This window comes from uncultured Erythrobacter sp., from assembly GCF_947499705.1.
GTDB lineage: Bacteria > Pseudomonadota > Alphaproteobacteria > Sphingomonadales > Sphingomonadaceae > Erythrobacter.
Genome location: NZ_CANMPJ010000001.1, coordinates 890,059 through 915,207 on the forward strand (window position 1 = coordinate 890,059; position 25,149 = coordinate 915,207).

The 25,149-nt window shown below is 55.9% G+C and carries 22 protein-coding genes and 1 tRNA gene; 19 read left to right on the forward strand and 4 right to left on the reverse strand.

The genetic code is table 11. The features are described from left to right. Positions 1-47 precede the first annotated feature (47 nt). The 8 genes from Q0837_RS04150 (at position 48) to Q0837_RS04185 (ending at position 7,687) form a co-directional block, all read left to right on the forward strand. Positions 48-566: a 2'-5' RNA ligase family protein gene (locus Q0837_RS04150; protein ID WP_298465642.1), complete on the forward strand. Its 519-nt coding sequence runs from the start codon at positions 48-50 to the stop codon at positions 564-566. Positions 567-653: 87 nt separating this feature from the next. Then, a tRNA-Met gene (locus Q0837_RS04155) sits at positions 654-730 on the forward strand. A 184-nt stretch (positions 731-914) separates the two neighbouring features. Then, the gene (locus Q0837_RS04160) at positions 915-1,457 is read left to right on the forward strand and encodes a hypothetical protein (RefSeq protein WP_298465643.1); all 543 of its coding nucleotides are present in this window, start codon (positions 915-917) and stop codon (positions 1,455-1,457) included. 85 nt (positions 1,458-1,542) lie between these two features. Further along, positions 1,543-2,994 (forward strand): N-6 DNA methylase, encoded by a 1,452-nt coding sequence (locus Q0837_RS04165; protein WP_298465644.1) that lies wholly within the window; start codon positions 1,543-1,545, stop codon positions 2,992-2,994. Then, positions 2,991-4,118 (forward strand): restriction endonuclease subunit S, encoded by a 1,128-nt coding sequence (locus Q0837_RS04170; protein ID WP_298465645.1) that lies wholly within the window; start codon positions 2,991-2,993, stop codon positions 4,116-4,118. The genes Q0837_RS04165 and Q0837_RS04170 overlap by 4 nt, the downstream gene beginning before the upstream one ends. Positions 4,119-4,186: 68 nt before the next feature. Further along, positions 4,187-4,654 carry a hypothetical protein gene (locus Q0837_RS04175; protein WP_298465647.1) on the forward strand — a complete coding sequence of 156 codons (468 nt, stop codon included), beginning with the start codon at positions 4,187-4,189 and terminating at the stop codon, positions 4,652-4,654. 9 nt (positions 4,655-4,663) lie between these two features. Continuing rightward, the gene (gene hsdR / locus Q0837_RS04180; RefSeq protein WP_298465649.1) at positions 4,664-7,009 is read left to right on the forward strand and encodes an EcoAI/FtnUII family type I restriction enzme subunit R; all 2,346 of its coding nucleotides are present in this window, start codon (positions 4,664-4,666) and stop codon (positions 7,007-7,009) included. Positions 7,010-7,054: 45 nt separating this feature from the next. Beyond that, positions 7,055-7,687 (forward strand): hypothetical protein, encoded by a 633-nt coding sequence (locus Q0837_RS04185; protein ID WP_298465651.1) that lies wholly within the window; start codon positions 7,055-7,057, stop codon positions 7,685-7,687. 491 nt (positions 7,688-8,178) lie between these two features. On the opposite strand, the gene Q0837_RS04190 is transcribed toward Q0837_RS04185, so the two are convergent. Further along, a complete protein-coding gene (locus Q0837_RS04190) occupies positions 8,179-8,358 on the reverse strand; it encodes a helix-turn-helix domain-containing protein (RefSeq protein ID WP_298465653.1) in 180 nt (59 codons plus the stop codon). A 262-nt stretch (positions 8,359-8,620) separates the two neighbouring features. On the opposite strand from Q0837_RS04190, the gene Q0837_RS04195 reads away from it, so the two are divergent. From Q0837_RS04195 to Q0837_RS04230, 8 genes are all read left to right on the forward strand, one after another. Then, a complete protein-coding gene (locus Q0837_RS04195) occupies positions 8,621-9,100 on the forward strand; it encodes a hypothetical protein (RefSeq protein WP_298465655.1) in 480 nt (159 codons plus the stop codon). 9 nt (positions 9,101-9,109) lie between these two features. Further along, a complete protein-coding gene (locus tag Q0837_RS04200; protein ID WP_298465656.1) occupies positions 9,110-10,273 on the forward strand; it encodes a tyrosine-type recombinase/integrase in 1,164 nt (387 codons plus the stop codon). A gap of 240 nt (positions 10,274-10,513) precedes the next feature. Continuing rightward, entirely contained in the window at positions 10,514-11,110 is a 597-nt protein-coding gene (locus tag Q0837_RS04205; RefSeq protein WP_298465658.1) for a hypothetical protein, read from the forward strand. Between the two features lie 21 nt (positions 11,111-11,131). Beyond that, the gene (locus tag Q0837_RS04210; RefSeq protein WP_298465660.1) at positions 11,132-11,530 is read left to right on the forward strand and encodes a hypothetical protein; all 399 of its coding nucleotides are present in this window, start codon (positions 11,132-11,134) and stop codon (positions 11,528-11,530) included. Positions 11,531-11,575: 45 nt separating this feature from the next. Then, positions 11,576-13,513, forward strand: coding sequence for a hypothetical protein (locus Q0837_RS04215; protein WP_298465661.1), 1,938 nt, complete (start codon positions 11,576-11,578; stop codon positions 13,511-13,513). Positions 13,514-13,524: 11 nt separating this feature from the next. Next, positions 13,525-16,320, forward strand: coding sequence for an RHS repeat-associated core domain-containing protein (locus Q0837_RS04220; RefSeq protein WP_298465662.1), 2,796 nt, complete (start codon positions 13,525-13,527; stop codon positions 16,318-16,320). Between the two features lie 5 nt (positions 16,321-16,325). Beyond that, entirely contained in the window at positions 16,326-16,685 is a 360-nt protein-coding gene (locus Q0837_RS04225; protein ID WP_298465664.1) for a hypothetical protein, read from the forward strand. 187 nt (positions 16,686-16,872) lie between these two features. Next, positions 16,873-17,049, forward strand: coding sequence for a hypothetical protein (locus Q0837_RS04230; RefSeq protein ID WP_298465666.1), 177 nt, complete (start codon positions 16,873-16,875; stop codon positions 17,047-17,049). Between the two features lie 28 nt (positions 17,050-17,077). Here the strand turns inward: Q0837_RS04230 and Q0837_RS04235 are convergent, their stop codons facing one another. Both Q0837_RS04235 and Q0837_RS04240 read right to left on the reverse strand, forming a co-directional pair. Continuing rightward, positions 17,078-17,443: a TrbC/VirB2 family protein gene (locus tag Q0837_RS04235; protein ID WP_298465668.1), complete on the reverse strand. Its 366-nt coding sequence runs from the start codon at positions 17,441-17,443 to the stop codon at positions 17,078-17,080. After that, positions 17,440-18,567, reverse strand: coding sequence for a TrbI/VirB10 family protein (locus Q0837_RS04240; protein WP_298465669.1), 1,128 nt, complete (start codon positions 18,565-18,567; stop codon positions 17,440-17,442). Before Q0837_RS04240 ends, Q0837_RS04235 begins: the two co-directional genes overlap by 4 nt. Before the next feature lie 484 nt (positions 18,568-19,051). On the opposite strand from Q0837_RS04240, the gene Q0837_RS04245 reads away from it, so the two are divergent. Further along, positions 19,052-20,527, forward strand: coding sequence for an ATP-binding protein (locus Q0837_RS04245; protein WP_298465671.1), 1,476 nt, complete (start codon positions 19,052-19,054; stop codon positions 20,525-20,527). Beyond that, on the forward strand, positions 20,514-22,175 hold the full coding sequence (locus Q0837_RS04250; RefSeq protein WP_298465673.1) for a response regulator: 1,662 nt from the start codon (positions 20,514-20,516) through the stop codon (positions 22,173-22,175). Before Q0837_RS04245 ends, Q0837_RS04250 begins: the two co-directional genes overlap by 14 nt. Here Q0837_RS04250 and Q0837_RS04255 read toward each other — a convergent pair. Next, complete coding sequence (locus Q0837_RS04255) at positions 22,169-23,596, reverse strand: WecB/TagA/CpsF family glycosyltransferase (RefSeq protein ID WP_298465676.1); 1,428 nt, start codon at positions 23,594-23,596, stop codon at positions 22,169-22,171. The genes Q0837_RS04250 and Q0837_RS04255 overlap by 7 nt on opposite strands. Positions 23,597-23,877: 281 nt before the next feature. On the opposite strand from Q0837_RS04255, the gene Q0837_RS04260 reads away from it, so the two are divergent. Continuing rightward, the gene (locus tag Q0837_RS04260; protein ID WP_298465679.1) at positions 23,878-25,140 is read left to right on the forward strand and encodes an oligosaccharide flippase family protein; all 1,263 of its coding nucleotides are present in this window, start codon (positions 23,878-23,880) and stop codon (positions 25,138-25,140) included. Positions 25,141-25,149 lie beyond the last annotated feature (9 nt).

The following is a 25,149-nucleotide window of genomic DNA, read 5'->3' on the forward strand; positions in this document are numbered from 1 at the left end:
TACAAACAAGGACGCCGTGAGCGCGGTGAAATGTAGGCCGACCGTAAGTGGCCAATCCCTTTATCGTGACGGCCAAGCTGCCCCCCGACATACAGGGCTGGGCAGAAGGCCTGCGCCGCGCGAATTACCCGGCAGAGCGCAACCACCTGCATGCGCATGTCACCATGTTCCATTCCTTCGCACCTTCTTTGCTTGAGGAACTCAAAGACTATCTTCCGCGCATAGCCGCCGAATTCGCCGCGCCTGAGGCGGATGTGACCGGATTGCTTGATCTCGGCAGCGGCACCGCAATCGCGCTCGCCAGCCCGCAGTTGCTGAGCCTGCGCGCAATGATTGCGGAGCACTTCCACGGCAGCCTGACGGCGCAGGACCTCTACGAGCCGCGTCCGCATATCACGATCCAGAACAAGGTTACCAAGCGTGAAGCGCGCGCGTTGCAAGCGGAACTGGCGCCAACGATCGAGGAACGACGCTTCATATTTCCCGCCCTGGAGCTGCACCTCTACAAGGGCGGGCCATGGGATTTGGTCAAGGCCTGTGCGTTCAGAGGCAAAGAACGGCTCTGACCGTTGCAACAATGGTTGACCGCCTGCGCATGCGGCCCTAAATGCGCCGCTCGCTTGAGGCCCATGTGCCTCGCGAATCCCTATTGGGGCGGAGTAGCTCAGGTGGTTAGAGCAGCGGAATCATAATCCGCGTGTCGGGGGTTCAAGTCCCTCCTCCGCTACCATTAAACCCTTTGAAAACTTGATATTTTTCAATTCCAACAGGGATTAGGGCGAAATTGCCTTGTTGCATGATGTTGCGCTGTTTTCCGGCGATATTCGCGGTTTCCCAATAGATTCCGGCTGGTCCGTGCAACATATCTGCGACATACTCCGCCGGGGTCTCGGAGGCATATTGCGAGGTTGAGAATGGTCGAAAGCCAACCCTACGTTGAGCGTGCCCTATTCATTGTGGGCGAGCCGGATTCTGGCAAGAGTTCGCAGTTGCGTAGCATGTTTCGCGATTGGCGATTTGGCACTGAGGGTAAGATACCAGGTGCTCGGAAAATCCAAGAGAGATACTGGCTCTCAGATACTAGGGCGGTTTATCTACGTATGACCTCGCCTCACGAATATTATGAGAGCCTTGACGAGTTCCTCGACAAGACAGCTGCAAAGTTCACGGCTGGCAACCGGTGGAATTTTGCCAGTCCTCTGCAACCATATGCGGCGCGAAAGATCGGCAACGCCGACGAGGTAATTGGAGCCTTTGTGAAACGCTTCCGCCCAGAGCGTGTCAGAATTGTTATTCTCGACCCTCGTTGGAGTGAAGGAAGCAGGAAGCGTTCAGAGCTGCAAAAGCTAGTGGATGGATTTCGCAAGATCGGCAAGAATGTCGAGGTTCTCATTTGCGATGCCAGAACAAAGACCGGCAATGGCCTGATCTATGCAGATTTCTTCGACTTCACCTGATTTCCTCAAGGAGGGAACAATCGAATTTCCCTATTGATTTAGGAAAATAATTGGCGGCTGGGCGGGGGCGCGCTAGCAGTCCGGCATGTTCGAAAACGCCTTCAACAACATCGACCGTGCCCTTCGCAATGATGAGGGGCTGGCTTCCGAATTGGACTATGCCGAGCAGACAAGCTGGCTGCTATTCCTGAAATACCTTGCCGATCTGGAGCAGGAGCGGGAGGACGAGGCCGCGCTTGAGGGTAAGGATTACCAGCCGATCCTCGATCCCCAACATCGTTGGGCAAGCTGGGCCGCGCCTAAGGATGAGCAAGGCGAGCCAGATCACAACGCTGCGCAGACCGGGCAAGACCTGATCGATTTCGTCAACGGCAAGCTGTTTCCGTATCTGAAGACCTTTCAGGCTGAGGGCACCGATGCCGATACGCTCGAATACAAGATCGGGCAGATATTCGCGGAGATCACCAACCGCTTCCGATCAGGCTATTCGCTCAGGGAAGTGATCGACATCGTCGATACGCTCGATTTCGGCAGCACACAGGCCAAGCACGAGCTTTCCGATCTCTATGAAGTCCGCATCAAGCGCATGGGCAATGCGGGGCGCAATGGCGGGGAGTATTACACGCCGCGCGCGCTGATCCGGGCGATGATCAAGGTGGTCGATCCCAAGATTGGCGAGAGCATCTATGATGGCGCTTGCGGGTCGGCTGGCTTCCTGTGCGAAGCGTGGGACATGATGCGGCGCGATGATCTGTCGTCTGCCGAATGGGACACGCTCCAGCGCAAGACGTTTTACGGGCAGGAGAAGAAGTCGCTCGCCTATGTGCTGGGCGTGATGAATATGATCCTGCACGGGATCGAAACGCCAGCCGTGCGGCACACCAATACGCTCGCGGAAAACGTGTTGGATATTCAGGAGGCTGACCGGCACGATATTGTTCTGGCCAATCCCCCCTTTGGCGGGGGCGAGCGCAAGGAAGTGCAGCAAAACTTCCCGATCAAATCGGGCGAGACCGCCTATCTGTTCCTGCAGCATTTCATCCGCAAGCTTAAAGCAGGCGGACGCGGGGCGGTGGTTATCAAGAACACCTTCCTGAGCAACACCGACAACGCCAGCGTCGAACTGCGCAAGGAATTGCTGGCGAGCTGTAATCTGCACACCGTGCTCGATTGTCCCGGCGGCACGTTTCAGGGTGCTGGGGTGAAGACGGTGGTGCTGTTTTTCGAGAAAGGCGCGCCCACGCGAAAGGTCTGGTATTACCAGCTCGATCCGGGGCGCTCGCTGGGCAAGACCAATCCGCTGAATGATGACGATCTGGCCGAGTTTGTCGCGCTCCAGCCGAACAAGGCGGATAGCGAGAAAAGCTGGAGCGTTGCAGTCGAGGCGCTGGATCAAGACACCTTCGACCTGTCGGTTCGCAATCCGAATGCGCCGGAGGAAGCGCCCTTGCGTGAACCGGCGGAGATTATCGAGGCGATGCTGGCGCGCGATGCCGAGACCGCGCAGATACTCGAAGATATTCGGGGGATGCTGTGAGGGGCGGCATTTTTGGCAACGTCAAGTTGGGACAGGTTGCTTCAGTCAATTATGGCTATACGGAAAGCGCATCCTCCGAAGCTATTGGTCCGAAGTTTCTACGCATCACCGACATTCAGGACGGCAATGTTGACTGGACAGCGGTGCCCTACTGCGAAATCGACCAACGAGATTTTGACAAGCACAAGCTTGAAGCTGGCGATATTGTTTTTGCTCGGACGGGAGCAACAACCGGCAAGAGCTTTTTGATTCAAGAACCCCCCGCGAGCGTTCCAGCGTCTTACCTTATAAGGCTTCGGATTACCGACAATGAGTTGTCGCCTGACTATTTGGCTCTGTTTTTTCAAACCTCTGCATACTGGGAAGCAATAAAGCAGGGTTCATCGGGAAGCGCGCAAGGCGGCTTCAATGCTTCAAAGCTGAAGGAACTCGAAGTTCCACTCCCGCCGCTGGAGGAGCAGAAGCGGATTGTTGCGGTGCTGGATCAGGCTTTCGCCGCCCTCGACCGCGCCCGCGCCAACGCCGAGGCCAATCTGGCAGATGCGGAGGAGTTGTTCGAGCGGGAGTTGTCTGCATCATTTGCCAAGGCGTCGAGTTCATCGAAGTTTCTGCCCTTTTCGAAGCTTTGTAAGCCATTGACACCAAAAACTAAGATCAAACGGAAAGACTATCTGGCAGAAGGCAATCATCCGATAGTCTCTCAAGAAGCAGACCTGATTTCCGGTTATTGGAATGATGGCAAAGCCCTTATGAGATTGAATGAACCGGTCGTCGTGTTTGGCGACCACACCCGGTGTTTGAAATATGTCGATTTCGATTTCGTCGTGGGAGCTGATGGAACGAAGGTCCTCAAGCCGGGTGAGGGAGTAGACGCATCGTATTTATACTACGGGCTGCGAAGCATCCCTATTGCGGAGAAGGGATACGCTCGACACTTTCGGTTCCTCAAGGAAGGCACATTGCCCGATTTGGAGGAAGATCAACAAAGAGAACTTGCCAATCATTTGCGAGATATAGAATCGCAAGCTCTTCAGCTGGCCGATCACTATGAAGCCAAGGTTCAAGACCTCGATGACCTCCGCCAATCCATACTGCAAAAGGCCTTTGCCGGGGAGCTGACCTGATCGATGAGCAGTCTTGACCACGAAACCGAAGCCGATACCCGCGCCAACCGCATCGATCCGGTGCCAGCATGAGCGTACCATTCCGTCATTCAGCAGCGTTCGGCAAGCGCATCGAATATTATGTAGTCGGCTTGATGCTGAAGGAAGGCCTCGACGTTTACATGCCGCTGGTGGACGACGATGCCATTGATGCGGTGGTAAAGCGGCCGGACGGAAGCTTTGTCGAAATCCAGATCAAGGCACGCTCGAAGGACGTCAAGTTCGGAAGCGCTGGGCTGTTTGCCGCCTTGACCCACGCGTATCGGCCCAATTACTGGTTCGTATTCTACTCAGAGCGGATGGACACGTTATGGATTATGTCATCGGCTGAATTTGTCCGTGAGGCTGCGCAGAACAAGTCAGGTAAAAATGAGGGCAAGCGTTCGATCTGGTTCAACGGGAAGAACACGAAGGCAAAGACCGAGCATACGAAGCCGCAATTCGAGAAATATGTCGTAAGCAGTTTCAGCCGCATCCTGAACGAAAGCCCCGATTAGATTTATCCCATGGCCAACCTCGACCACGAAACCGAAGCTGACACCCGCGCCAATCGTATCGATCCGGTGCTGCGCGAGGCGGGCTGGGGCGAGGTTGATGGCTCCCAGATCAATCGCGAGAAAATCGCGCCGGGGCGAATCCTTGCAGGCGGCGAGCGCGCCAATCCTATGTCCGCCGATTACGTGCTGTCCTACAAGGGCCGCAAGCTGGCGGTCATCGAGGCCAAGCGGGCTGGGCTGGGCCACACCGATGGCGTAGGGCAGGCCAAGGAATATTCGCGGAGGCTGGAAGCGCGCTTTGCCTACTCCACCAACGGGCTTGGCTGGTATGGCATAGATATGAATACGGGAAAGGAAGGCGATTTCGATCTGCCCTTTCCCGGTCCGCAAGATCTTTGGAATCGATGTTTTCCTGAGGGCAATGACTGGCGCGAACGCTTTGGCTCGGTGCCTTTCAGCACGGGCGGCGGCAAGTGGCAGCCGCGATACTACCAGCACAACGCCATTACAGCCGTTCTGGAGGCCATAGCGCAGGAAAAGCGGCGCATCCTGCTCACACTCGCCACAGGCACCGGAAAGACCTCTATCGCCTTCCAAATCGCTTGGAAGCTATTTCAGTCGAAGTGGAACCTCTCAGGCGAGCCGACACGCCGCCCACGCATCCTGTTTCTGGCGGACCGCAACATTCTCGCCGATCAGGCCTATAACAGCTTCAACGCCTTTCCAGCCGATGCCTTGATGCGGATTGATCCCGAAGAAGTTCGCAAACGCGGCGGGGTGCCGACGAACGCCAATATCTTCTTCACAATCTTCCAGACCTTTATGACAAGCGGGAAGGACGGGGAAACCGAGTTCACCTTTGAAGGCTATGCGCCCGATTTCTTCGATTTCATTGTGATCGATGAATGCCATCGTGGCGGCGCGCGGGATGAAAGCACGTGGCGTGAAATCCTGAATTACTTTGAGCCAGCCGTGCAGCTTGGCCTGACCGCTACGCCCAAGCGCGATGTTAATGCGGATACCTACGGCTATTTCGGAGAGCCGGTTTACACCTATGCACTGAAAGAAGGGATCGGCGATGGCTTCCTGACCCCGTTCAAGGTGCGCCAGATGGCGAGCACCTTGGACAGCTACACCTTCAGTGATGATGATGAGGTTCTGAGCGGGGAAATCGATCCTGATAAAGAATATAGGGAAGCGGATTTCAACACGCGGCTGGTGATCGACGAGCGCGAGAAAAGCCGTGTGCAGGAGTTCATGGATCAGATCGACCAGCGCCAGAAGACGCTCGTTTTCTGTGCGACACAGGATCACGCGGCCCGGGTGCGCAATTTCATCAATCAGCTGAAGGACAATCCCGATCCGCATTATTGCGAGCGGGTCACGGCGGATGATGGCAAGCTGGGCGAGCAACACCTTCGCGAGTTTCAGGATAACGAGAAGACGCTACCAACGATCCTGACGACCTCTCAGAAGCTCTCAACCGGGGTGGACGCACGCAACATCCGCAACATCGTGCTCTTGCGTCCGGTGAAGTCCATGATCGAGTTCAAGCAGATTATCGGGCGGGGAACCCGGACCTTCGACGGGAAGGACTTCTTCACCGTCTATGACTTCGTGAAGGCCTATGAGCACTTCAACGATCCGGAATGGGATGGCGAGCCGCTGCCGCCGGATGGACCGAGCGGACCGAAACCGCCAGTACCGCCAACGCCTGAGCCTCCGGATGATGCCGATGATCCAGCCGACCCGAAAGGGCCGACCGAAAAGATCGTCGTGAAACTGGCGGACGGGAAAGAGCGCAAGATCAGCTATGTCGGCAACACGCTCTACATGCTCAACGGCAGGCCGATCAGCGGTGCTGAGTTTATGGAGCACCTGTTCGGTGATCTGGCCGGTCTGGTTGCCGATGAGGACCAGTTACGGGCGATCTGGAGCGATCCTGAAAGCAGGAAAGGCTTCCTCCAGCGGCTTGATGAGATGGGCTACGATAGCGAGCGTATGGACGATATGTGCCGCCTGATCGATGCGCCGCGATCCGACATTTTTGACGTGCTGGCCTATATTCGCTTCACCTTAGCGCCTCTCGCCCGGTCAGAGAGGGTGGAGGCGGCTAAAACTGCTGGAATGGATGGCTATGAAGAGGAAATGCGCGAGTTCCTTAGCTACGTCCTCCAGTCTTATGAAATGCAGGGTATTCGCGAGTTGGACCCCGGCAAACTCGGTGACTTCCTCCGCATCCGATATGGCGGCATGAACGACGCGAAGCGCAAGCTCGGATCGGTCGAAGAGATACGCGGCGCGTTCTTCGATATTCAAAAGCACCTATTTCAACAGGACGCTTCACGGGGATAGCTCCGGTCGATTCACAAGCCTGTGTTGGAAGGCTATAGCACCGGTATGGGCGGATTTGGTTCAGGACGGCGCTTTGGCGATCCGGTCGCAGAGGAAGCGCTGCGCATCGATATCGCGTGGATGGTGCGGACAAAGCGTGCGGTACCTGGTTCGGAAGTTTGGGGCAGTCTTAGCTGGACGTGCGGCGGTGAGCCTTCCGGCAATATCAATTACACTTGCGACATGACCGATCTGGAGAATGCAATTCTGGAGCTGCGCTTCAAAGTGACCCGCCGTTCGACCGGGCAATCGACTGATCACGTTCAATGCATTCAACTGAGCTATACGGAGCCTAATTTCGGCGGAAAACGCTGGTGGATGCATTGCCCCAGAATGGGGGAGCGTGTCGGCAAGCTCTATTGCCCGGCTGGTGCTGAGTTGTTCGCCAGTCGCAAGGCCTACAGCATCGGATACCGCTCACAGCGCATCACTAGACGCGATGCGGTATTCGAGCGCCTGTTTCGTATCCAAAAGAAGCTAGGGTGTGAGGAGGGTTGGGGAAACTGGATCACCCGACCGAAGGGGATGCATCACCGGACCTTTGAGCGCTATCTTGATGAGTATGAGTATCTGGACGGGCTTTGTGCAGTTGAGATGATGCAGGTGATCGGTATCTTGCAAGCCATGGAGAAGCGGTGAGGCGACAGAAATCGTCAAAAATTTTTCGCGGCATTTGGCCCCATTTTTTATCTCAATTCATGGAGTTCTCGACCCCAACTCCACATCGTCGACCGTATGTAGCCTGTTGTAGCGCACTTCGCATGCCTCTGGCGCGTCTCACTCACTTGTAGACTAGTCCTATATGAACCTTGGTGAGACCAGAGCGAAAAGGGCATAGGACAACTACCCCTGCCTCTGGATGCGAATACGCGATCCGATAGCAAGGGCAGTCCGGCCACTTTGCGCTCTAATCGGAGAGGTATGAACCTCGGAGCCGACCGTCGCTTAAGGGCACTTCTGGTCGTTAGGTCGCCAGATGCTTGGCAGTTGCTTTCGGGGCTGTCCTAAACCCCGCCGGTCGCCCCTCTGCCTTTCGGACTGGGCTTCCCAATTTGACCGGACCCCTTCTGGTATTGGGATACTGCCTGGCCGCCAGAGTATTGAGCCAACTCAGCCAGACAGGAAACGGCTTAAGCGTTTGAGCAAAATGCCGCTTCGAGTTCGGAGCGCCGAAAATACATCGAGCGCCCTTTGCGGATGACAGGCAAGTGACCCTGCTCAACCAAGTGATAAACTTGGCGCTGCGTGATCATTCCACCCGTCTCTTGTTCGACGGCTTTTGCACCTTTGAGCAGGTCTTCAGCAAGCATCGTTCTTCCTTTGTGCACAGATAGATACAGGTATAACCAAAATGACCTTTACAGTTGCACTCTCTCCGCGCAAGAGGATAGGGCTACACCCGTATCCAAAGGTGGGGAAAACTGGGTGAAATTGAGTTATGGGCAACTGGAGGCGATATTGGCGGCCTATCTTGAGGTTCATCCCGATAAGCGTTCAACCTTCCGTTCGAGAATGAAGCAGCTTCAGAGGCTAGAATTTCCGAAGGGTGTGAATATCGGGCGAGGCGTCAGAATGACATATACAGCCGAACATCTTCTCCAGCTCGCCGTGGCATTCGAGATCATCGGGACGGGGCTGGCTGCGAAGGCTGCGACCGATCTTGTGGCGGAGTATTGGGAGCGATTCCAAGCAGCCTTTGGTCGGGCCTACTCTAGACTGGGCTACAACACAGACTTTGAGACTTTTGTCTGTGTCGCGGGGCAGCCGCCAGTGCCACCCCAAGCTCGGAGCGACTTTTTTGTTTCAGTGCACGACCTGACTTCGCTGACTGAGCAAGTTCTCTGCTTCCCTCGACCGGACGCGGTTTCGAGGGCCGGAATGCAGATAATTCGTGCAGACTACTTGCTGGAGCGGGTCAACCGGCTTGCTCGCGACGTTGGTCAGGTTGGTCGCCCCAAATGGGCTCCTGAGTATCGAACGTGGGCGAGGAAGCGCGACGAAGATCAAAAGCTATGGGACCACGCCGATGGTGGCCCGCCGATCCCGTTCTAGGAGACCCAAATGACAGCTATCCGTAAGCGTGAGTGGTTATCTCCCAAAGGCCAGAAGAAGACCGCTTGGTTGGTCGATTACAAAGACCAACACGGTAAGCGACGGGCGCGGCAATTCCCGACTAAGAAAGAGGCGGAAGCCTATTCTGATCGAGCGAGGGATGAGATCAGGCAGGGTAGGCATACCCATGATCGGGACAGCATCACGGTGGCTGTTGCCGCTGATCTGTGGATTGCGGCTAGTGACGCCGAGGGGCTGGAGCGGAGCACAATCAAGCGGTATCGCGAGTTGGCGAAGCTGCATATTGCTCCAAAATTTGGAGAACTGAAGCTGTCGCAGCTTTCAAAGGCCCAAGTGGTCGAATGGCGGCAGGAGTTGTTGATCGAGAAGTCCCGTTCGATGGCAAGCAAAATCATCCGGGCGCTGTCCGCAATCCTAAACAATGCGATGGAGATTGGCGCGATCAGCCAGAATGTCGCATCGGATGTGAAAGTCGGAAGGGCAAAGCGTGAAGCTGCGCGGGTCGAGCCGCCAGCGCGGACAGACCTGAAGAAGATGATCGAGGCGGCAACTGACAATGAGCGCCCGTTTTTACTGACCGCTATCACCATGGGACTTCGCTCATCTGAGCTGCGCGGGCTGTGCTGGCGCGATGTTGACCTGAAGGTGGGGACGCTGACTGTTCGCCAGCGGGCCGATGAATGGGGCGTTCTCGGCCCGCCAAAAAGCGAGGCAGGACGGCGGACAATTCCGATGCCACCTCAACTGGTTGCAGAGCTGACTAGGTGGAAACTGCGCTGCAGACCCAGCCATAAAGGGCTTGTCTTTCCCAGCGTTGTAGGAACTCCACTAAGGCACAATAACGTTCTGCGGCGGCTCTACTTCCCATTGCAGGTTAGGGCAGGGCTGGGAGTGCCCAAGCTGAACAAGAGTGGCCAGCCCATCATCGATAATGAGGGCAATCCGGTTCTCACCGGGAAATACCGGTTTCACGCTCTACGTCACGCGGCTGCGAGCGGCTGGATTGCGAGCAAGATTGATTTGAAGCGTCTACAGGTTTGGATTGGTCACGAGAGCATTCAGCTAACGCTCGACACCTATGGGCATTTGCTGGCTGATCAGGAACGCGACGCCGAGTTGGCTATGCTCGCCAGCCGAGATTTGTTCGCCTGAAAGGCGACTGACCGCTAACGACCCAGAAACGGACGTTCAGTAAGGACGCATTGGACACTGCCTTGTGAATTTGCTCCGAGTGCTCAACATCCCTGTGTCGTACCCCTCCATTCCAAGCAGCCATTCACGCAGCCTTTCCTGTCTTGTAAAAATGGCCACCAAATTCATATTTCACTTTTAAGAACTTGACTCCTTGGTCTCAGTATTGATGCTGGCTCTCGAAAACAGGGGTTTTCACTTATGAGTCGCAAGCATTTTGTGGCAGGCTTAGTGCTTGCCTCTCTTCCAATTACTCTAGCCCACGGGCAGGCGAGCACAAAGACGTATACTTACGACGAACTTGGTCGATTGATTAAGGTCGAGGTTGCCAATGGCTCGCAAAATGGCGAGCAGCGCGACTATGCATATGACAGGTCCGACAATCGAACGCAGGTGAATTCTACCGGAGCAGATGGCGGAACACCGTCATCGTCTTGCGCGCTGAGTTCAGTTGGATGGACTACTGTGCAGGGTTCTTACGGCATCGCGCGTGTTTTTCCGCCAACGCCCGCTGGCTGCGGATTTCCGGTAGAATTGAGCGCCACGATTACAGTCGAAAGTGGCCAGATATCAGGCCCAGAGCTCACTGCGATCCAAGACTCAGTCTTGTGGATCGGCGGCGATACTTTGCAGTCCACTGATTTCGCCAAGTCGATGGCCTTTGGGCCAGCTGCGACTGACGTGAGTACTCCAGATGACTACGTTCTGAAGGTAACTTGGAGCACAACAACCAGCAATGTGACCTTTGATACGCCGGGGCCGGCATTTGCGCTCGTCACCGTAACACCGGAACCGTAACGCCGAATTAGGGAGGCCGAAATGCCTGGAAATCTAACAACCTCGATCTCGGCTTCGGCATTGGTCTGCTCCGTCGTTCTTGGCGTCGGGTCCGCAACCGTTGCGAGCGCACAGGACGACGGCGCAAACGGTCAAGGTCAGAATTCATCATACGTCTGCATGGTCCGAGATGGGCCAGACGCAGACGGTGCGAGTGTGACCCGTATCAAGGTTCCTCTGGCTGAGGAGCAATGGCTTACAGGTAGGGGCTTTCGCCGCTCCAGCTGTGACAAAGCAGAGACTTGGCTGCGCACGATGCGGCCTTCGATGTGCGCGGTTTCAGAAGTTGGTGATCCAGCGTTCGAATCAGAAGTGAGGAATTGGCACGGCCTCTCGCCCGCTGAAATCTGCGATCTGGCCGCTAAGCTTCCAGGCGGTTGATAACCACTTCACGAGCCTCCGTTTCAGGTTGAACAATCACCGGGTATGCAAATGAACATCAGTGTTTCCAAGTCTGCTCTCGTCTCCGTCTCGACGGTTGCATTGCTCATGCATACCGCTGTGTCACTCGCTCAGGATGCACCACCGCCGCCCGAGCAAGATACCGAGTCATCGACCGGGGTGAGCCTAGTTTCCGGCGGCTATTCAACCAGCGCAACTGACGTATCGATTGGTCAAGGTGAGTTTCCGCAAGCGCTCACTTTGAGCCGGGAATACTCAAGCAGCATGCACAAGACGCATGGCACTAATGATGGGATTCTAAGCTGGGGATGGTCCACCAATCTTACGATGTACATCACAGTAGGCGAGCTCGGAGGGGGCGACTATCCACCTGATGAACCAGTAATCGATAACGAGCGCTACCCTTGGCGATACGGGATTGCCCAAGGCACCAGCACGCTGGCTTCGTTTGTCGAACTCGATCCCAACTCACCCATAGATCCACATGTGGGGCCAAATTACGAAGGGCCGTTCGGCGTCTGGGGCGATCCCTTTCCGGGCTCATTGGTGCGAACGGGTAACGAGCTGATCTTCACCGCCATCAATGGTACGAAGCACATCTTCGAAGAGGGAAGTCAGCAGATTTTGCGGGACAATAGTCCTGCTTTCAGAACGCGGCTCGAAGCAAAAGACGGTACGGTATTGACCTTTCACGGCAAGCGGGGTGCCGACGCCGTCTTCAGCAATCGAGGAATTGCCATTCTTTTTGAGTTCGACCCGAATGTCACGACACAGCTGGGTCCTACTGATCCCGCTTTTCCCATCCTTTGGACGAAGTCATGCGCCGTCAACCTGGTTGAACACTATGTAACCCCGACATCGAGTTGCCCTGCGGGCGTTCCGTCTGTTTCATACCAGCATAGTACGCTGCCGAACGGTTTCCGAGTCTTGGCCAGCGTGACCGATCAGCTGAATAACCAAACGACCTATGAATACACTGCAGACGAGCAGCTCGAATGCGTCAAGCTACCCGGCCAGTCATCCTGTCAAATCTTCAACCATTACTCGAATTGCATGCCGATACCGAACGAGCCGACCAATTTTTCAATGAACTCGTTTCAGCAGGTCTATCGCCAGGATCTGATCACCGGCGAATCTATCAACTATGATTTTGATACGTCGCGGTATTGCCCGCTCAAGCCGCCAGGTAGCGGCCCATATTCCGCACCTGAAAGTGCAGATGTCACGATGACCTATGCGGATGGTTCGACCAAGACCGTTCGTGCCTCTTACGAAGGTCTTCCGCGCAAGATCACCGACGCACTCGGTCGTGAGACGACCATGATTCACGGCATCGAGAACTTTGCCAATCGCGAAATTCATCTCACTGAGGTTATCGCTGAAGAGGGCAACAGTTGGAATTACGATTACCACGGCACTGGCCAGGTCACCAAAACAACCATTAAGCCCAAGTCAGGCTCTGGAAGCCAGGTTTGGGAAACGGTCTATGGCGGTGCGGATGTCTGCCACCAACCCACCGCACAGATCGATGCTGAAGGCAATCAGACCGACATCGTTTACGACACCACGCATTGCGGCATCCTCAAGCGGACACTTCCCGCTGCCGCTCTAGGTAGTCCAAGGCCCGAGACGCGTTACACTTGGGCTCCGAAATACGCTTGGATCAAGAACTCAAGCGGAGGATTTTCGCAGGCTGTTGGTGAGGTCCAGGTGCTGGTTTCTGAGGAATTCTGCCGAACAAGCACCTACACCAATGGTGCCTGCGAAGCTGGCGCGGGCGATCTGGTCGTCACCACCTACGAGTACCAGCAAGGCAACGCCACTAAAGGCAGCAACCTGTTTCGTGTTGGCATGGCAGTGAATGCCGACGGGCAAACGCTGCGGACCTGCTACGGGCTTGACTATTTCGGGCGACAAATTTCCGAGACACAGCCCAAGGCTGGACTGGCGAGCTGTCAGTGAGGGCGCGCGGCTTGAGAGGCATCGCTTCCGCGCTCACGCTTGCAGCGACCGGGTTAGCACTCTCGCTGCCTAGCATAGCCGTCGCACAGGCAACGGCATCGGACTATACCTCAGCTACGCGTTACGATGATCTTGGCCGGGTCGTCGGCACAATCGCACCCGATCCCGATGGAACAGGTCCGAGCAAACACCTCGCCACCCGAACAACCTATGATGTGCGCGGCAATGTCGTGAAAGTCGAGACAGGCGAGCTCGCGAATTGGCATAGCGAACACATTGACCCACATAGTGTCGCTTGGGATGGCGATTTCACGGTCCATACGACCATCGAAACGACCTATGACAACCTCAATCGCAAGCTGACCGACAAGGTCACCGGTTCGGACAATGTTGCGGTCGGCCTTACCCAATACAGCTATGATGATGTCGGACGGCTTGAATGCACAGCCGTCCGGATGGATCCGAACAACTATGCAACGCTGCCACTCAACGCATGCAGCCACCCAAGCTCAACGCCTCCCGGTGTTGCCAGGGACCGTATTTCCCAGACGATCTACGATGCCGCTGGTCAGGTACTGCAGATCAAGAGCGCAGTTGGCATTGACGGCGTTAAACGAACCGATGCGACCTACACCTATACCGGCAACGGTCAGATCGAGCATCTAATTGATGCTAATGGGAACAAGGCTAAGCTCGAGTATGACGGCTATGATCGTCAGGTCGCATGGATTTTCCCCGCCAAGACTGGGCACAATCCCGCAGACTTTGACGATACAACCCACGCCAGCGCGCTCGGTAGTGCGGGCAGTCTGAGCTCCACCGACAAAGAAGAATACACCTACGACAAAAATGGCAACCGTTTGACGCTGAAGAAGCGCGACGACACGATCATCAACTACGAGTACGATGATCTAAATCGGATGACCAAGAAGACGATCCCTGATCGCGGGGGATTGGGCTCCATCCACGAGCGCAATGTCGTCTACGAATACGATCTGCGCGGGTTGCAGACCGTCGCGAAGTTTGAAGGGTCTTCGGAAGAAATCGAAGTTCAGTATGACGGGTTTGGCCGTCCCACCTTCAGCCAAACGACAATGGGCGGCCCCACGCACGCCAAGTCGCTCACCTACGGCTACGATGCCAATGGCAACCGCACCAGCCTCACTTTTGGGTCAACAATCAATTCAACGTTCACGTACACTTATGATGCTGGCAACCGGCCTGATCAGATCACAGACCCTTACGGCATTGCGCTGGTCGATTTCGAATACAACGAACGGAGTGAGCTAACGCAGGCAGCCAAGTACTCATTGGCCCCCGATCAGTCTTGGACCTATGATCCTGTGGGCCGCATGGCCTCGGCCTCAATCGACGCGCCAGGAACAGCTATCGGCGTAACCTGGTCGTACACCCGCAACCCCGCGTCACAAATCCTGACCGAGGCACAATCCAACGATGTATATAGCTGGGACGGCGCGGCGAATGCGAACACGCCATACACGGTCAACGGGCTCAATCAGTACACTGCGGTGGGTGTTGCAAGCTTCGCTTACGATCCTAACGGCAACCTGACGGACGATGGCGAATACACCTATCTCTACGACGTCGAGAACCGCTTGGTTGAAATGCGGCACAAGGGCACAACAACGGGCTGCAGCGCGGGCAATCTGGCGGCTGAACTGTTCTACGATCCGCTGGGACGGCTATACAAAACGGCGAATTACTCCTGCAACACGCTGACCGAAAGCCGCCTCTATCACTACGATGGCGATGCTTTGGTAGAAGAGTACGACCTCGCCAACAACATCCTTGCTCGCCACATCCACGGCCCCGCCGCCGGGGTAGACGATCCGCTGGTGACCTATGAGCACCATAACCTCACAGTCGGCTTTGCGCTGTTCCTCCAGCGCGATGCGCGCGGATCAATCGTTTACCGCTCCAATCGCAACAACGGCCAGCTGACGATCAACACCTACGATGAATACGGCCAGCCGGGCGGCACCAATTACGGTCGGTTCCAGTACACAGGCCAAAGCTGGCTGCCCGAGCTGGGGATGTACTATTACAAGGCCCGCATTTACTCGCCACGCCTCGGTCGGTTTATGCAGACCGATCCAATCGGGTATGAGGACCAGTACAACCTCTACGGCTACGTTGGGAATGATCCGGTTAATGGGATCGATCCGACCGGTCTGTGTGGCACGAACTTTTGGGAGGGTATAGGAGGCGCAAATCCATTTTGTAGGAGTTCCTACCCAAACGGTCGAGACTCTGGAAGTCAGGACCAAAATACGGCAAATAAAGAGAGGGTAACCGTTCCTAGCGTTACTGAGGGAGCGCAAGCTGGACAAGGTGAGGGGAGAGCTGAAAGAGTTTTCACAGTGGCGACTACCGCAACCGGCGTTGCCACCGCCGGAGCTACTCTAGTAGCAGGGATTTGGTACTCGATCGGCACAGACGAAGGAATCGATAAATGGAAAGTTGGGTATCACTATACAGATGAAAAGGGGTATAATGCTATTAGTGAAAGCGGAACGATTACTCCGGACGGTAAAGGTCGTATTTATTATACGAGCCGCACGCTTTCACCCGAAGATGCTCGAACGTCTTTGTTCGCTGGTGGCGGTCGGCCAGGCGATGCCTCCAAGGGTGACTTCGTAGTCGCCTTCAGATATCGGGTAGGGGCGTTGGATGAAATTCCTGACGGGCCTAGCTTTCGCGCTTACATTCATCGCAGAGGAGCTATACGGTTGCGAAAAGCCGGATCTGGTGTCCATGCCCTTTATATAGGTTTGAACAGATTTTGATCGCTATGAACATTGAATTGAATCAGAAAGAAGTAGGTATTCTACTTTCATGCCTCCAAAAAGCGAAATTAGACGGTGATGTTCGTCCGGAATTTCTCATGAATGAAATCCTTATCGATTTGCATCGAAAGTTGTCTGATTTCGCTCGACAGCAATTCCCAGAGAGTCGTTCATTTGAGCCCTTTGAATCGCCTCTTTTTGAAGATTTTGGCAAGCAACTTGAGCAATGGCCTGACATGCGAGATGCAATTAGAGAACAAGCCGAAATTTCAGGCGTTTCCGAAGCGTTCCGTTTGGCAATTTACCCCTACAAAACGGCTCTTTCATCTACCGAAGTAGAAGAGTTCATGAGCGGCACCACCTAGCTAAACCCAGATCTCCTCGTGATAGCATCATCGCCCGAGCCGACAATCAGGGCGCGAGGGTCGCAGAGTATCCTTGCGAGGCCAAAGGAATCTTCGACACTGTGTCAGGCAACGACATCGACATCAAAAGGGGGCAATAAGCTGTCTGGGCGAGGCTGCCCAGAACGGACCAGATATCTATCGCAACGTGATCAAGGCATTTGACGACTTCTGGCGGCCTGAATGTGAGGAATACAAAAATGGAATACTTCTGGGCATCGAGGATATTCTTGAAAGGAAGGCATTCCTGTTAGCGCAATATGGTTACGGCCTTTTTGGCAAGTTTATAGGTGTCACCATCGACAGAGTCATGGCACAAATTTGAATTCGCACGTAACTCATGCCTGTTGCAGTCACTCTTGTCGCAACGAAGCTCCAGCATAGGGATCATACTCTGCAGGTTCTATGTCACCCCTCGGTGACTGGGTCGGTGCGGTCGGCACAGCAGCAACTGCCCAAGATCGGTCCTTAAACGCCCCCATAAAGCCAGCCGCGATCACCGGCGCTCCCAGCAGCACAAAGCACCCCAGCACCACGCGGATGCCGCCACGCAACGGCAATCGTCCTGACAGCATCAATGCCCCAACAAACGCCACCGCCAGCACGCACAACCCAATCGCGATCTGGCCAAACAAAACGCCATTGATCCACTCAATCGACGAGGCGACGGGCGACGTGGATGAGGGCTCAAAGAGGCTGGCCTGCAAATCTACGCTCATGATTCCACCGTCGAAAAATCAAGGTCGCGCGAGACAAACACTGAAACACTGGCCCCATGCTTAACCTTGAGCGTTGGCTGTATGCGCTCGGGCTCGCTGACCCGCACATTCTGCGTGCTACCCGGCAGCGCCACAATGACCCCATTGCTCGCCTCGTTCACAGCCAGCCCGACACCAATATCGAGCACGGATTGCAATAGCGCGGTGCCGAAGCGCTGGAAGAACTTGCTGTCGACCTTGCCGCGTACACCGGCGCGACCGAGCGGATCGGACGATGGTGAATCCAGTGCGATGGTCACGCCGTCTGGGCGGATCAACCGGGTCCACTGGACAAGCGCCCGGTTCTGGCCCGGATTGAGCTCCGCGTCATACTCGCCATAGAGGCGGCTGCCGCGCGGGATCAGCTTGCGCGTGCCGTCAAAGCCAAACATGTCACGTTGAACCAAGGCGCGCACCCCGCCGCCCCGTGTCGAATCCAGCGCGGTTTCCAGCACCGCCGGAATGACCGTTCCCTGGGGTATAGTATGCGCAGGATTGACTAGTCTACCCGCCTGCACACGCCCCGCATCGCCCTCTGACGAGGCGGGCAAAGCCTGTGGCGTTCGAGCTGACCTGCCATCGAAGACGACCCTGGATTGCTCAAGCTCTGGTCTTGGCAGAAACGGAGTTGGACTGATCACCGGCGAGGTTGGTTCGAGTGACCGAACCGGAATGGTAGGTGCAGGCGCGGAGGGAGGTAGTGATTGTGCACTTTCTTCCGACAGAGCCTCAGTCAAGGCGAGTGACGAGGGTGCAGGGAGTGACCTTTCAGAGAAGCGTTCGGGGACTCGAAGCGGAGATGGAGAAGCAATCCTGATGCCGCTGCCTTCGCTAGGCTGAATGACCGAAGACATCCGCGCTTGATCTCGGGAGGCATTGAGCGCGTTGAAGAGCGTCGCTCCACCAATCAGCAGCACGCCAAGGAAAATCCACAAACCCCAATTGCTGGGCGTTCCAGTCGCGACAACCGGCCTCACATCTTGCGGCTCGCGTGGTGGAGGTGGGACTTCGATATCCTCAGCTACGTCTACGCTTTCGCGTTCTTCTATACCGCCAGACTCTTCTGTAACGTCGGTCTCTTCCATTGAACCCTGTTGCCCCGCAGACCTCGTGCAATACTTCGATATGCAGAGTAGATCATTCAGCGCACAAAGAAAGAAGCGATTGGATCACTGTCTCGATTGAGTTCAGTCTTCCTGTAAACAGGCAACGGATCAATGGAGCCTAGTCTGAATGACGACTTCCGTCGAGGTCTGCTATCACCCCCAATTTCGGACCAAACGGGAGAGTTCCTTCTTGCCTAAAAGCAGACCTTAGAGAGGGTGAATGCAACACCAGTGCAACAAGGCCTATTAGTTACCCTTGAAAACCGTCAGTTATGAGCGGAATCATAATCCGCGTGTCGGGGGTTCAAGTCCCTCCTCCGCTACCAACATCAACCGAAATTTTTGCCCTAGATTAGCACGTCAGCATATATGACTTGGCAACCGTTTGTGGGCTATAAGTCGCGGACGCGTAGTTAGTTTGCGGGACGCATAAGTGGACTCGATTTACGAGTTAAAACAAAGAATGACGCTACTCGAGCGCGCGCATGCGTCTGCGGGGATGGGTCATTTCGTGCTTGATCCAATGCGCATGACCATCGAGTTTTCTTCATGGGTTCGAGACAATATCGGTCTGAACGATATGCCGATACCACTGGCCCGCTTGCCGGAAATCGTGGTCGAAGAAGAGCGCGAAGAATTCAATCGGACCGTTGCTGATCTCATTGAGCGCAAAGAAGACTTCAGCTTTGAAACGGTCATCATGACTGCCAAAGGCAAAGCTCGAACACAGCGGATCAGCGGGATTACAGCGTTTGAGAATGAGCGCACCCGGGAAGGCTTGATTGGCTATTTTGGCATTCTTCAAGAGATCACCCACGAGAAGCGCGCAAACGAGGAACTGCGGGCGGCGCGCGATGCAGCGCAAGCGGAGCTCGATGCGCGCGCCAATCTGCTGGCAGTCGTAAGCCATGAAATACGCACGCCCTTGGGCGGAATTCTCGGTATCATAGATCAGTTGAAACGCGAGCGTTCGGCGGAAGAGCGCGAGTGGGCGCTGACGCTTATCGAAGATTCCAGCGAAGTTTTGCTCGACACACTGGATGCCATTCTACAGCAGGCGCGGATCGGCGAAGACGCTGGTAATCTTGATTCTGAAAGATTCCGCCCTCTCTCCGTGGCGCAGCGCGTGGCGGAACTTTTCCGCCCGTTGGCTCGGCGGAAAGGGCTTCGCATAGAGGTCAGCGGTCCATCGGAGACATTCGCGCTTGGCGATCCTGCCCGATTGCAGCAGGTCATCGCGAACTTTGTGTCGAACGGAGTAAAGTTCACCCAATCCGGCACGGTTTCAATCGTAGTTACAGAACCGCAGAATGGCGACAATCGCTGGCGCTTCGATATCAGCGACACCGGTTCCGGCATGGACAAAAGCCGCGTGAGCAGCATTTTCCAACCCTTTGGTCAAAGCAGTACAGACTCGCTTGGTCGGGCAGTTGGCGCTGGATTGGGCCTGTCTATAACCAGCGATCTGGTCGAAGCCATGGCCGGAACAATTGAAGTGGAAAGCGAGCTTGGTCGCGGGTCAACCTTCAGCGTGACCATTCCGTTTGAGATCGCAGAGAGCGAAAGCCCAGGTCATACCGCTCAGTCGCACGGCATTGCTGCAATCGCCGTCGAGCGCGCGTCTGATAGGGTCCAGGTTGAAGCCACCGCGAGCATGTACGGCTTCGATCCCATTGAAGTTTCTGAAAACGACCTGGCGGCCTTCCGGGCAACTGAGCCGGCCGTCCTTATTGCAGATAAGGAGAGGATTGCGGAGCTTCCTCAAGGGGTGCTTGATCAGTTCCGCCGTGTTGTTGTGATTGTTTCCGATGCTTCTGCGCATTCTGATAGGACCAATTCTCATGAGCCGGCTGACGCGCCAGTGAGTGTCGTCCTGAATTCTCAAATTCCTCGCGCGCTGGGCAAGATTTTGGGTGAGACCATAAATGACACCCCTTGAGGACCTCCCGCTAGAGGAACAGGCGCGCATTCTCGCCCTCAGGCTTGGCCGCGCCGAGAGGGCGCTGATTGATGCCGAAACTGCCTTGGAATCGCGGATGCGTGAGCTGGATCGTGCCAACAAGGAACTGAGCCAGCGTGAAAGTGAACTGGTTGAAAGACTTGATATCGAAAGCCGCCAGCTCCTCGCGGCACTTTCAACGGCGAACATGGCGACGATCTACGGAGAGAAGGACAAGCCATTCAGTGCGTCCAGCGGCGCAGCGGCTTTGCTTGGATTGCCTGAAAGTGCTGAAGCCACTCCTGAAAGCCTGATTGCAGCGCTTCACCCGCTCGACCGGGATCGGATCATGCGTGCCGCCATCGAGTTCTTCACAAAGATGCAGCCCGGCGTCGATCATCGATTTGAACATCGGATCAAACGTTATGACAACGGCGCCACTCATTGGCTGAGCTGGGTGATCAGGCGCGATCCTGCTGATGCCGCGCGCCCTTCTGCGGTTTACGGCACGGTCCGCGATATCACATTGAGCCGAGCAAATGAGCGTACCGTTCGCTCGCTACAGCTGCGCGCCGAACGCCGTGTGAAAGAGCTCAACCGCCTGAGCGGCCAACTGACCGAAGAGCAAAAGAAGACGGCGAATGCTCTCGCTGCCAAGACGCGATTCCTGACCGACATGGCACATGAAATACGCACCCCGCTCAATTCTCTGAACGGCGGGCTTGAGCTGCTAGCGGACGCAGCTGGCGCGCAGTCCAGGGATTTTCAGGTCGTTCGTCAGGCGACCGACCAGTTGGTCGATATTGCATCAAAATTGATAAATCAGGCGGACGGCGACCCCGTGGAATTGGAAGTTGCTGCCAAGGGGCCAGATGTGCCCTCTCTTACCGAATCCATGCAGTCCATCGATGATGCGCCGCGTGTTTTGCTGGCGGAGGATACGGAGAGCAATCGCTACGTGATTGAGCGAATGCTGAGCAGCATTGGCTGCGAGACAGTGGCTGTGACCAATGGGGTTGAGGCGGTCGAGGCAATGCGCGGTCAAACATTCGATGTTGTTCTGATGGATGTGATGATGCCGATCATGGACGGCGAGCAGGCCACGCAGTCAATTCGTGCGCTTTCCGGTCCAGCCTCGCGCACCCCGATCATCGGTGTGACCGCGCACTCACTTCAGGCGGAGCGTGAACGACTTTTGTCGGCCGGGATGACAGCTTGCCTTGCCAAACCGGTGCGGCGCGATGCGTTAGAGACGGCGATCCGCACTGCTCTGATTGGCCGGGAAGCGGTGCAACCATTGAACGCACGCTTTGATCACGAGCTGTTTCAGCGTGCCTTTTTCGATTTGCCTGAAGCCTATCGGGACAAAATGCGTGAGGCTGCCAAAAAAGATATCAGCGATTACGGAGAGGAAGTGTTGAAAGCGGCGAAGGTCAAGGACGCCGAAACGCTTTCGCGCGCGGCGCACAGCTTGAAAGGTGTGTCCCTCAACGTTGGTGCTATCGGGATCGTTGAAGAGTTAAGCCGTTACCGGGAAACGTTGTCGAAGGATCCGAGCTTTTCGAGTGCCGGGTTGCGCGGAGAGATCGCCGCAAGCCTGCTGGCTTTCGACGATCTCTTCAACGCCTTGGTGAGGGAAGGTCAGTAAGCTCCCCGTCCACCAAGCACTGCGCCAGGAGTGCACAGCAGCAGTTTTAGATCGACCCAGAGGTTGGTGCGCTTGAGATAAGCGCGGTCCATGATTGCCTGGCGCTTGAACGGGATTTCCGCGCGGCCGCGCACTTGCCAGGTGCAGGTGATGCCCGGCTTGCCTCCAAGACGCTCCCATTGGGCCCCATGGTACTCGCACACTTCACTGGGGAGGGCGGGGCGAGGGCCAACAAGCGACATTGAGCCACCGAGCACGTTGAGCAGTTGCGGCAGTTCATCGATCGAGAAACGGCGAATGAAACGGCCGGTCTTCGTGATCCGTGGATCCTCGCGCATCTTGAAACACGTGCCCGACCGATCCGATTGAGCCAAAAGCGCTGCTCGGCGGGCCTCTGCATCGGTGAACATCGAGCGGAACTTGATCATAGAGAACGGAGTACCGTCGACGCCCACCCGAGTTTGACGAAAGAACACTGGGCCTTTGTCTTCGAGACGGATCGACAATGCCGTCGCGATGAATACCGGCAACAATGCAAGAATGGCGAGGCTGGCTCCGCAAATGTCTAGCGAGCGCTTAGCGACTTTGTTGATGCGGTCGGAAACGCCAAGGTGATGCATCGCCTGAACGCTGGCATTTGCGAGGAAGGTCGCATTGCCCCACAGATACCGCTTTGCCATCCGGCGCGGTTCCATCGCTAAACGCCAGATCCATTCGCTTTTGCAAGTACGGACCAATTTCGGCGCGCGCGGGATACGGCCTGAATAATAGTCGAAAAGACCGCCTACGCCGATCACAACAGGGGCATTGAGACGGTGACGGTTGCGCTGGATCCATTTTTCCTGAAGCGGAACGCCAAGACCAACCAACACAATTCCGGCTCTTGAACGATTGATGCGTTCAATCAGAGCCGCTTCTTCGCCTGCTGAATAGTAACCGGAATGGGTGCCAGCGATCCGCAATTCTGCGAAGTGAGTGGCTGCCCAGTCGGCTGCGCCGTCAGCGACGCCGGGATAACCTCCAAAGAAGAAGATTCCGGTGCCCTGATCTTCGGCTTCGCGGCAGATCTCTGGAAACAGGTCGGTGCCGTTGAGGTTCTCGCCCAGATCTTCGCCATGCATTTTGGCCGCGATTTCCATGCCGAAACCATCAGGAAGCAGAAGGTCGGAGCTGCGCAACGCGTGGCGGTACTCCGCATCATTTTGCTGCATGTTGATGCAGTGTGCGTTGACGAAATTGATCGTGCTCTTTTGCGCTGTGCCTACTCGGGCGAGGACGTTCTTGGCGATCTCGCGGCGGCTTGCGCGAACGAGCGGCAGTCCGAATAGATCGGTAGTCGGCCAGTGACGACCCGCTTCGATGCGGTCTTGAAGTTCAGCGTCAGGCACCAGGCGGAATTCAGATTGAGGCGTCAGTTTCATCGGACAAGCTCCAGTTTAGGTTCTGCCCCACTCCCGCAACCGGCGTGCCAAAGTCGCAAATATCTGAAATAGCGTGGTAAAAACCTCTTGATGGACTGAGAGGTGAGGGCGGACCGCCCGGACTTTGCAAAATGCGAGACTGAAAATTCTCGATATGCAAAATTGTGATCGAATTTGCGGTTCGATTGACTTCAGTTGCGCAAAAAACGCCTCAATTCCGCCGTTCTTACAATTGGCACGCTTGTTGAAACAACATTCCCAAACGCAATCGCGAGGGAAGTATGTTCAACACAGTCCGCACATGGATGACGCCAGATGCATGGCCGGCCTTCGCTCGCGGAATGTTGGCCTATGGATCGGCTGAAGCGGCCACACGTATTGTGCGGCTCGGTGCAATCCTCGTAGTTGCACGCCAGATTTCACCGGAGCTGCTCGGCACTGCTGCGTTGGCGTTGAGCCTGTTCGAGCTCGTACGGGTTCTAACCAGCGTCGGCATCGGTCAACGCATTATCGTCGCCACGGAAAACGAGCTGGCTTCGGTCTGCAACGCAGCGTTTCGACTATTCTGGGGCGTCTGCCTTTCTGTAATGGCGATCCAACTGATTGTCGCGGCATTCGCGTTGGCGATATTCCCTGATGGCGGCGTTGCCATGATGCTGGCGGTGCTATCCGCTGTTTATCTGTTCATGCCAGCCGGTCTCGTACAGATATTCCTGGCGATGCGGGCCCAGCGCATGGCAGCCACTGCCCGCGTAGCCGCCATGCAGAATATGGCTGATGCCGCGCTTACAGTGGTATTGGTGCTGGTCTGGCCCAGTGCATGGGCGATTGTATTGCCCAAACTGCTAACCGCGCCACTTTGGCTGGTGGCGGCGCGCAGGACCTATCGATGGGCACCGGACCGGTGTGTGCAGTCCGTCCACATTTCCGAGTTTGCTGAGTTCGGTCCCGCTGTGCTCGGCTCCGAACTGCTTGCCGCCGCGCGACTGCATGGAGACAAGTTGCTTGTAGGTGCATTGCTGGGAACAGACGCCCTCGGCCTTTACTATTTTGCATTCAACGCGGGACTGGGCATCACGCAGTCATTCGTCGCGGCGTGCAATATTGTTCTCTTTCCGCATCTCGCGAAGTCGAGCGTCGGCACGATTGGCCGCGAGTTTCGGCGGTCATTCACCCTTGGCTTCCTGGTCCTGTGTCCAGTGGTTCTTGCACAGGCGCTGCTTGCGCCGTGGTATGTGCCAGTGATTTTTGGAGCGAACTGGATCGAGGCAGCGCCGTATATCGCGCTTCTCGCCGGGGCTGCGCTTCCGCTTTACGCTGGAGCAATCCTTGGAGCACGCAGCCGCGCCGTTCAGAAACCTCTTGCCGAAACGAGCCTGATGGGTGCGGCGACATTTGCTGCCCTGGTCGGTTTGGCTGCCGGTGCACAGATCAGTCTCGCGTGGGCCTGCGCCGGCTTCAGCCTCGGCCTCTCAACCATCCTTCTTCCCGCCGCAGCGATCCAGCTGTTTGCTTCAACCAAGCCCGCTGCGGCTCTCGCCTGAGGAGACATA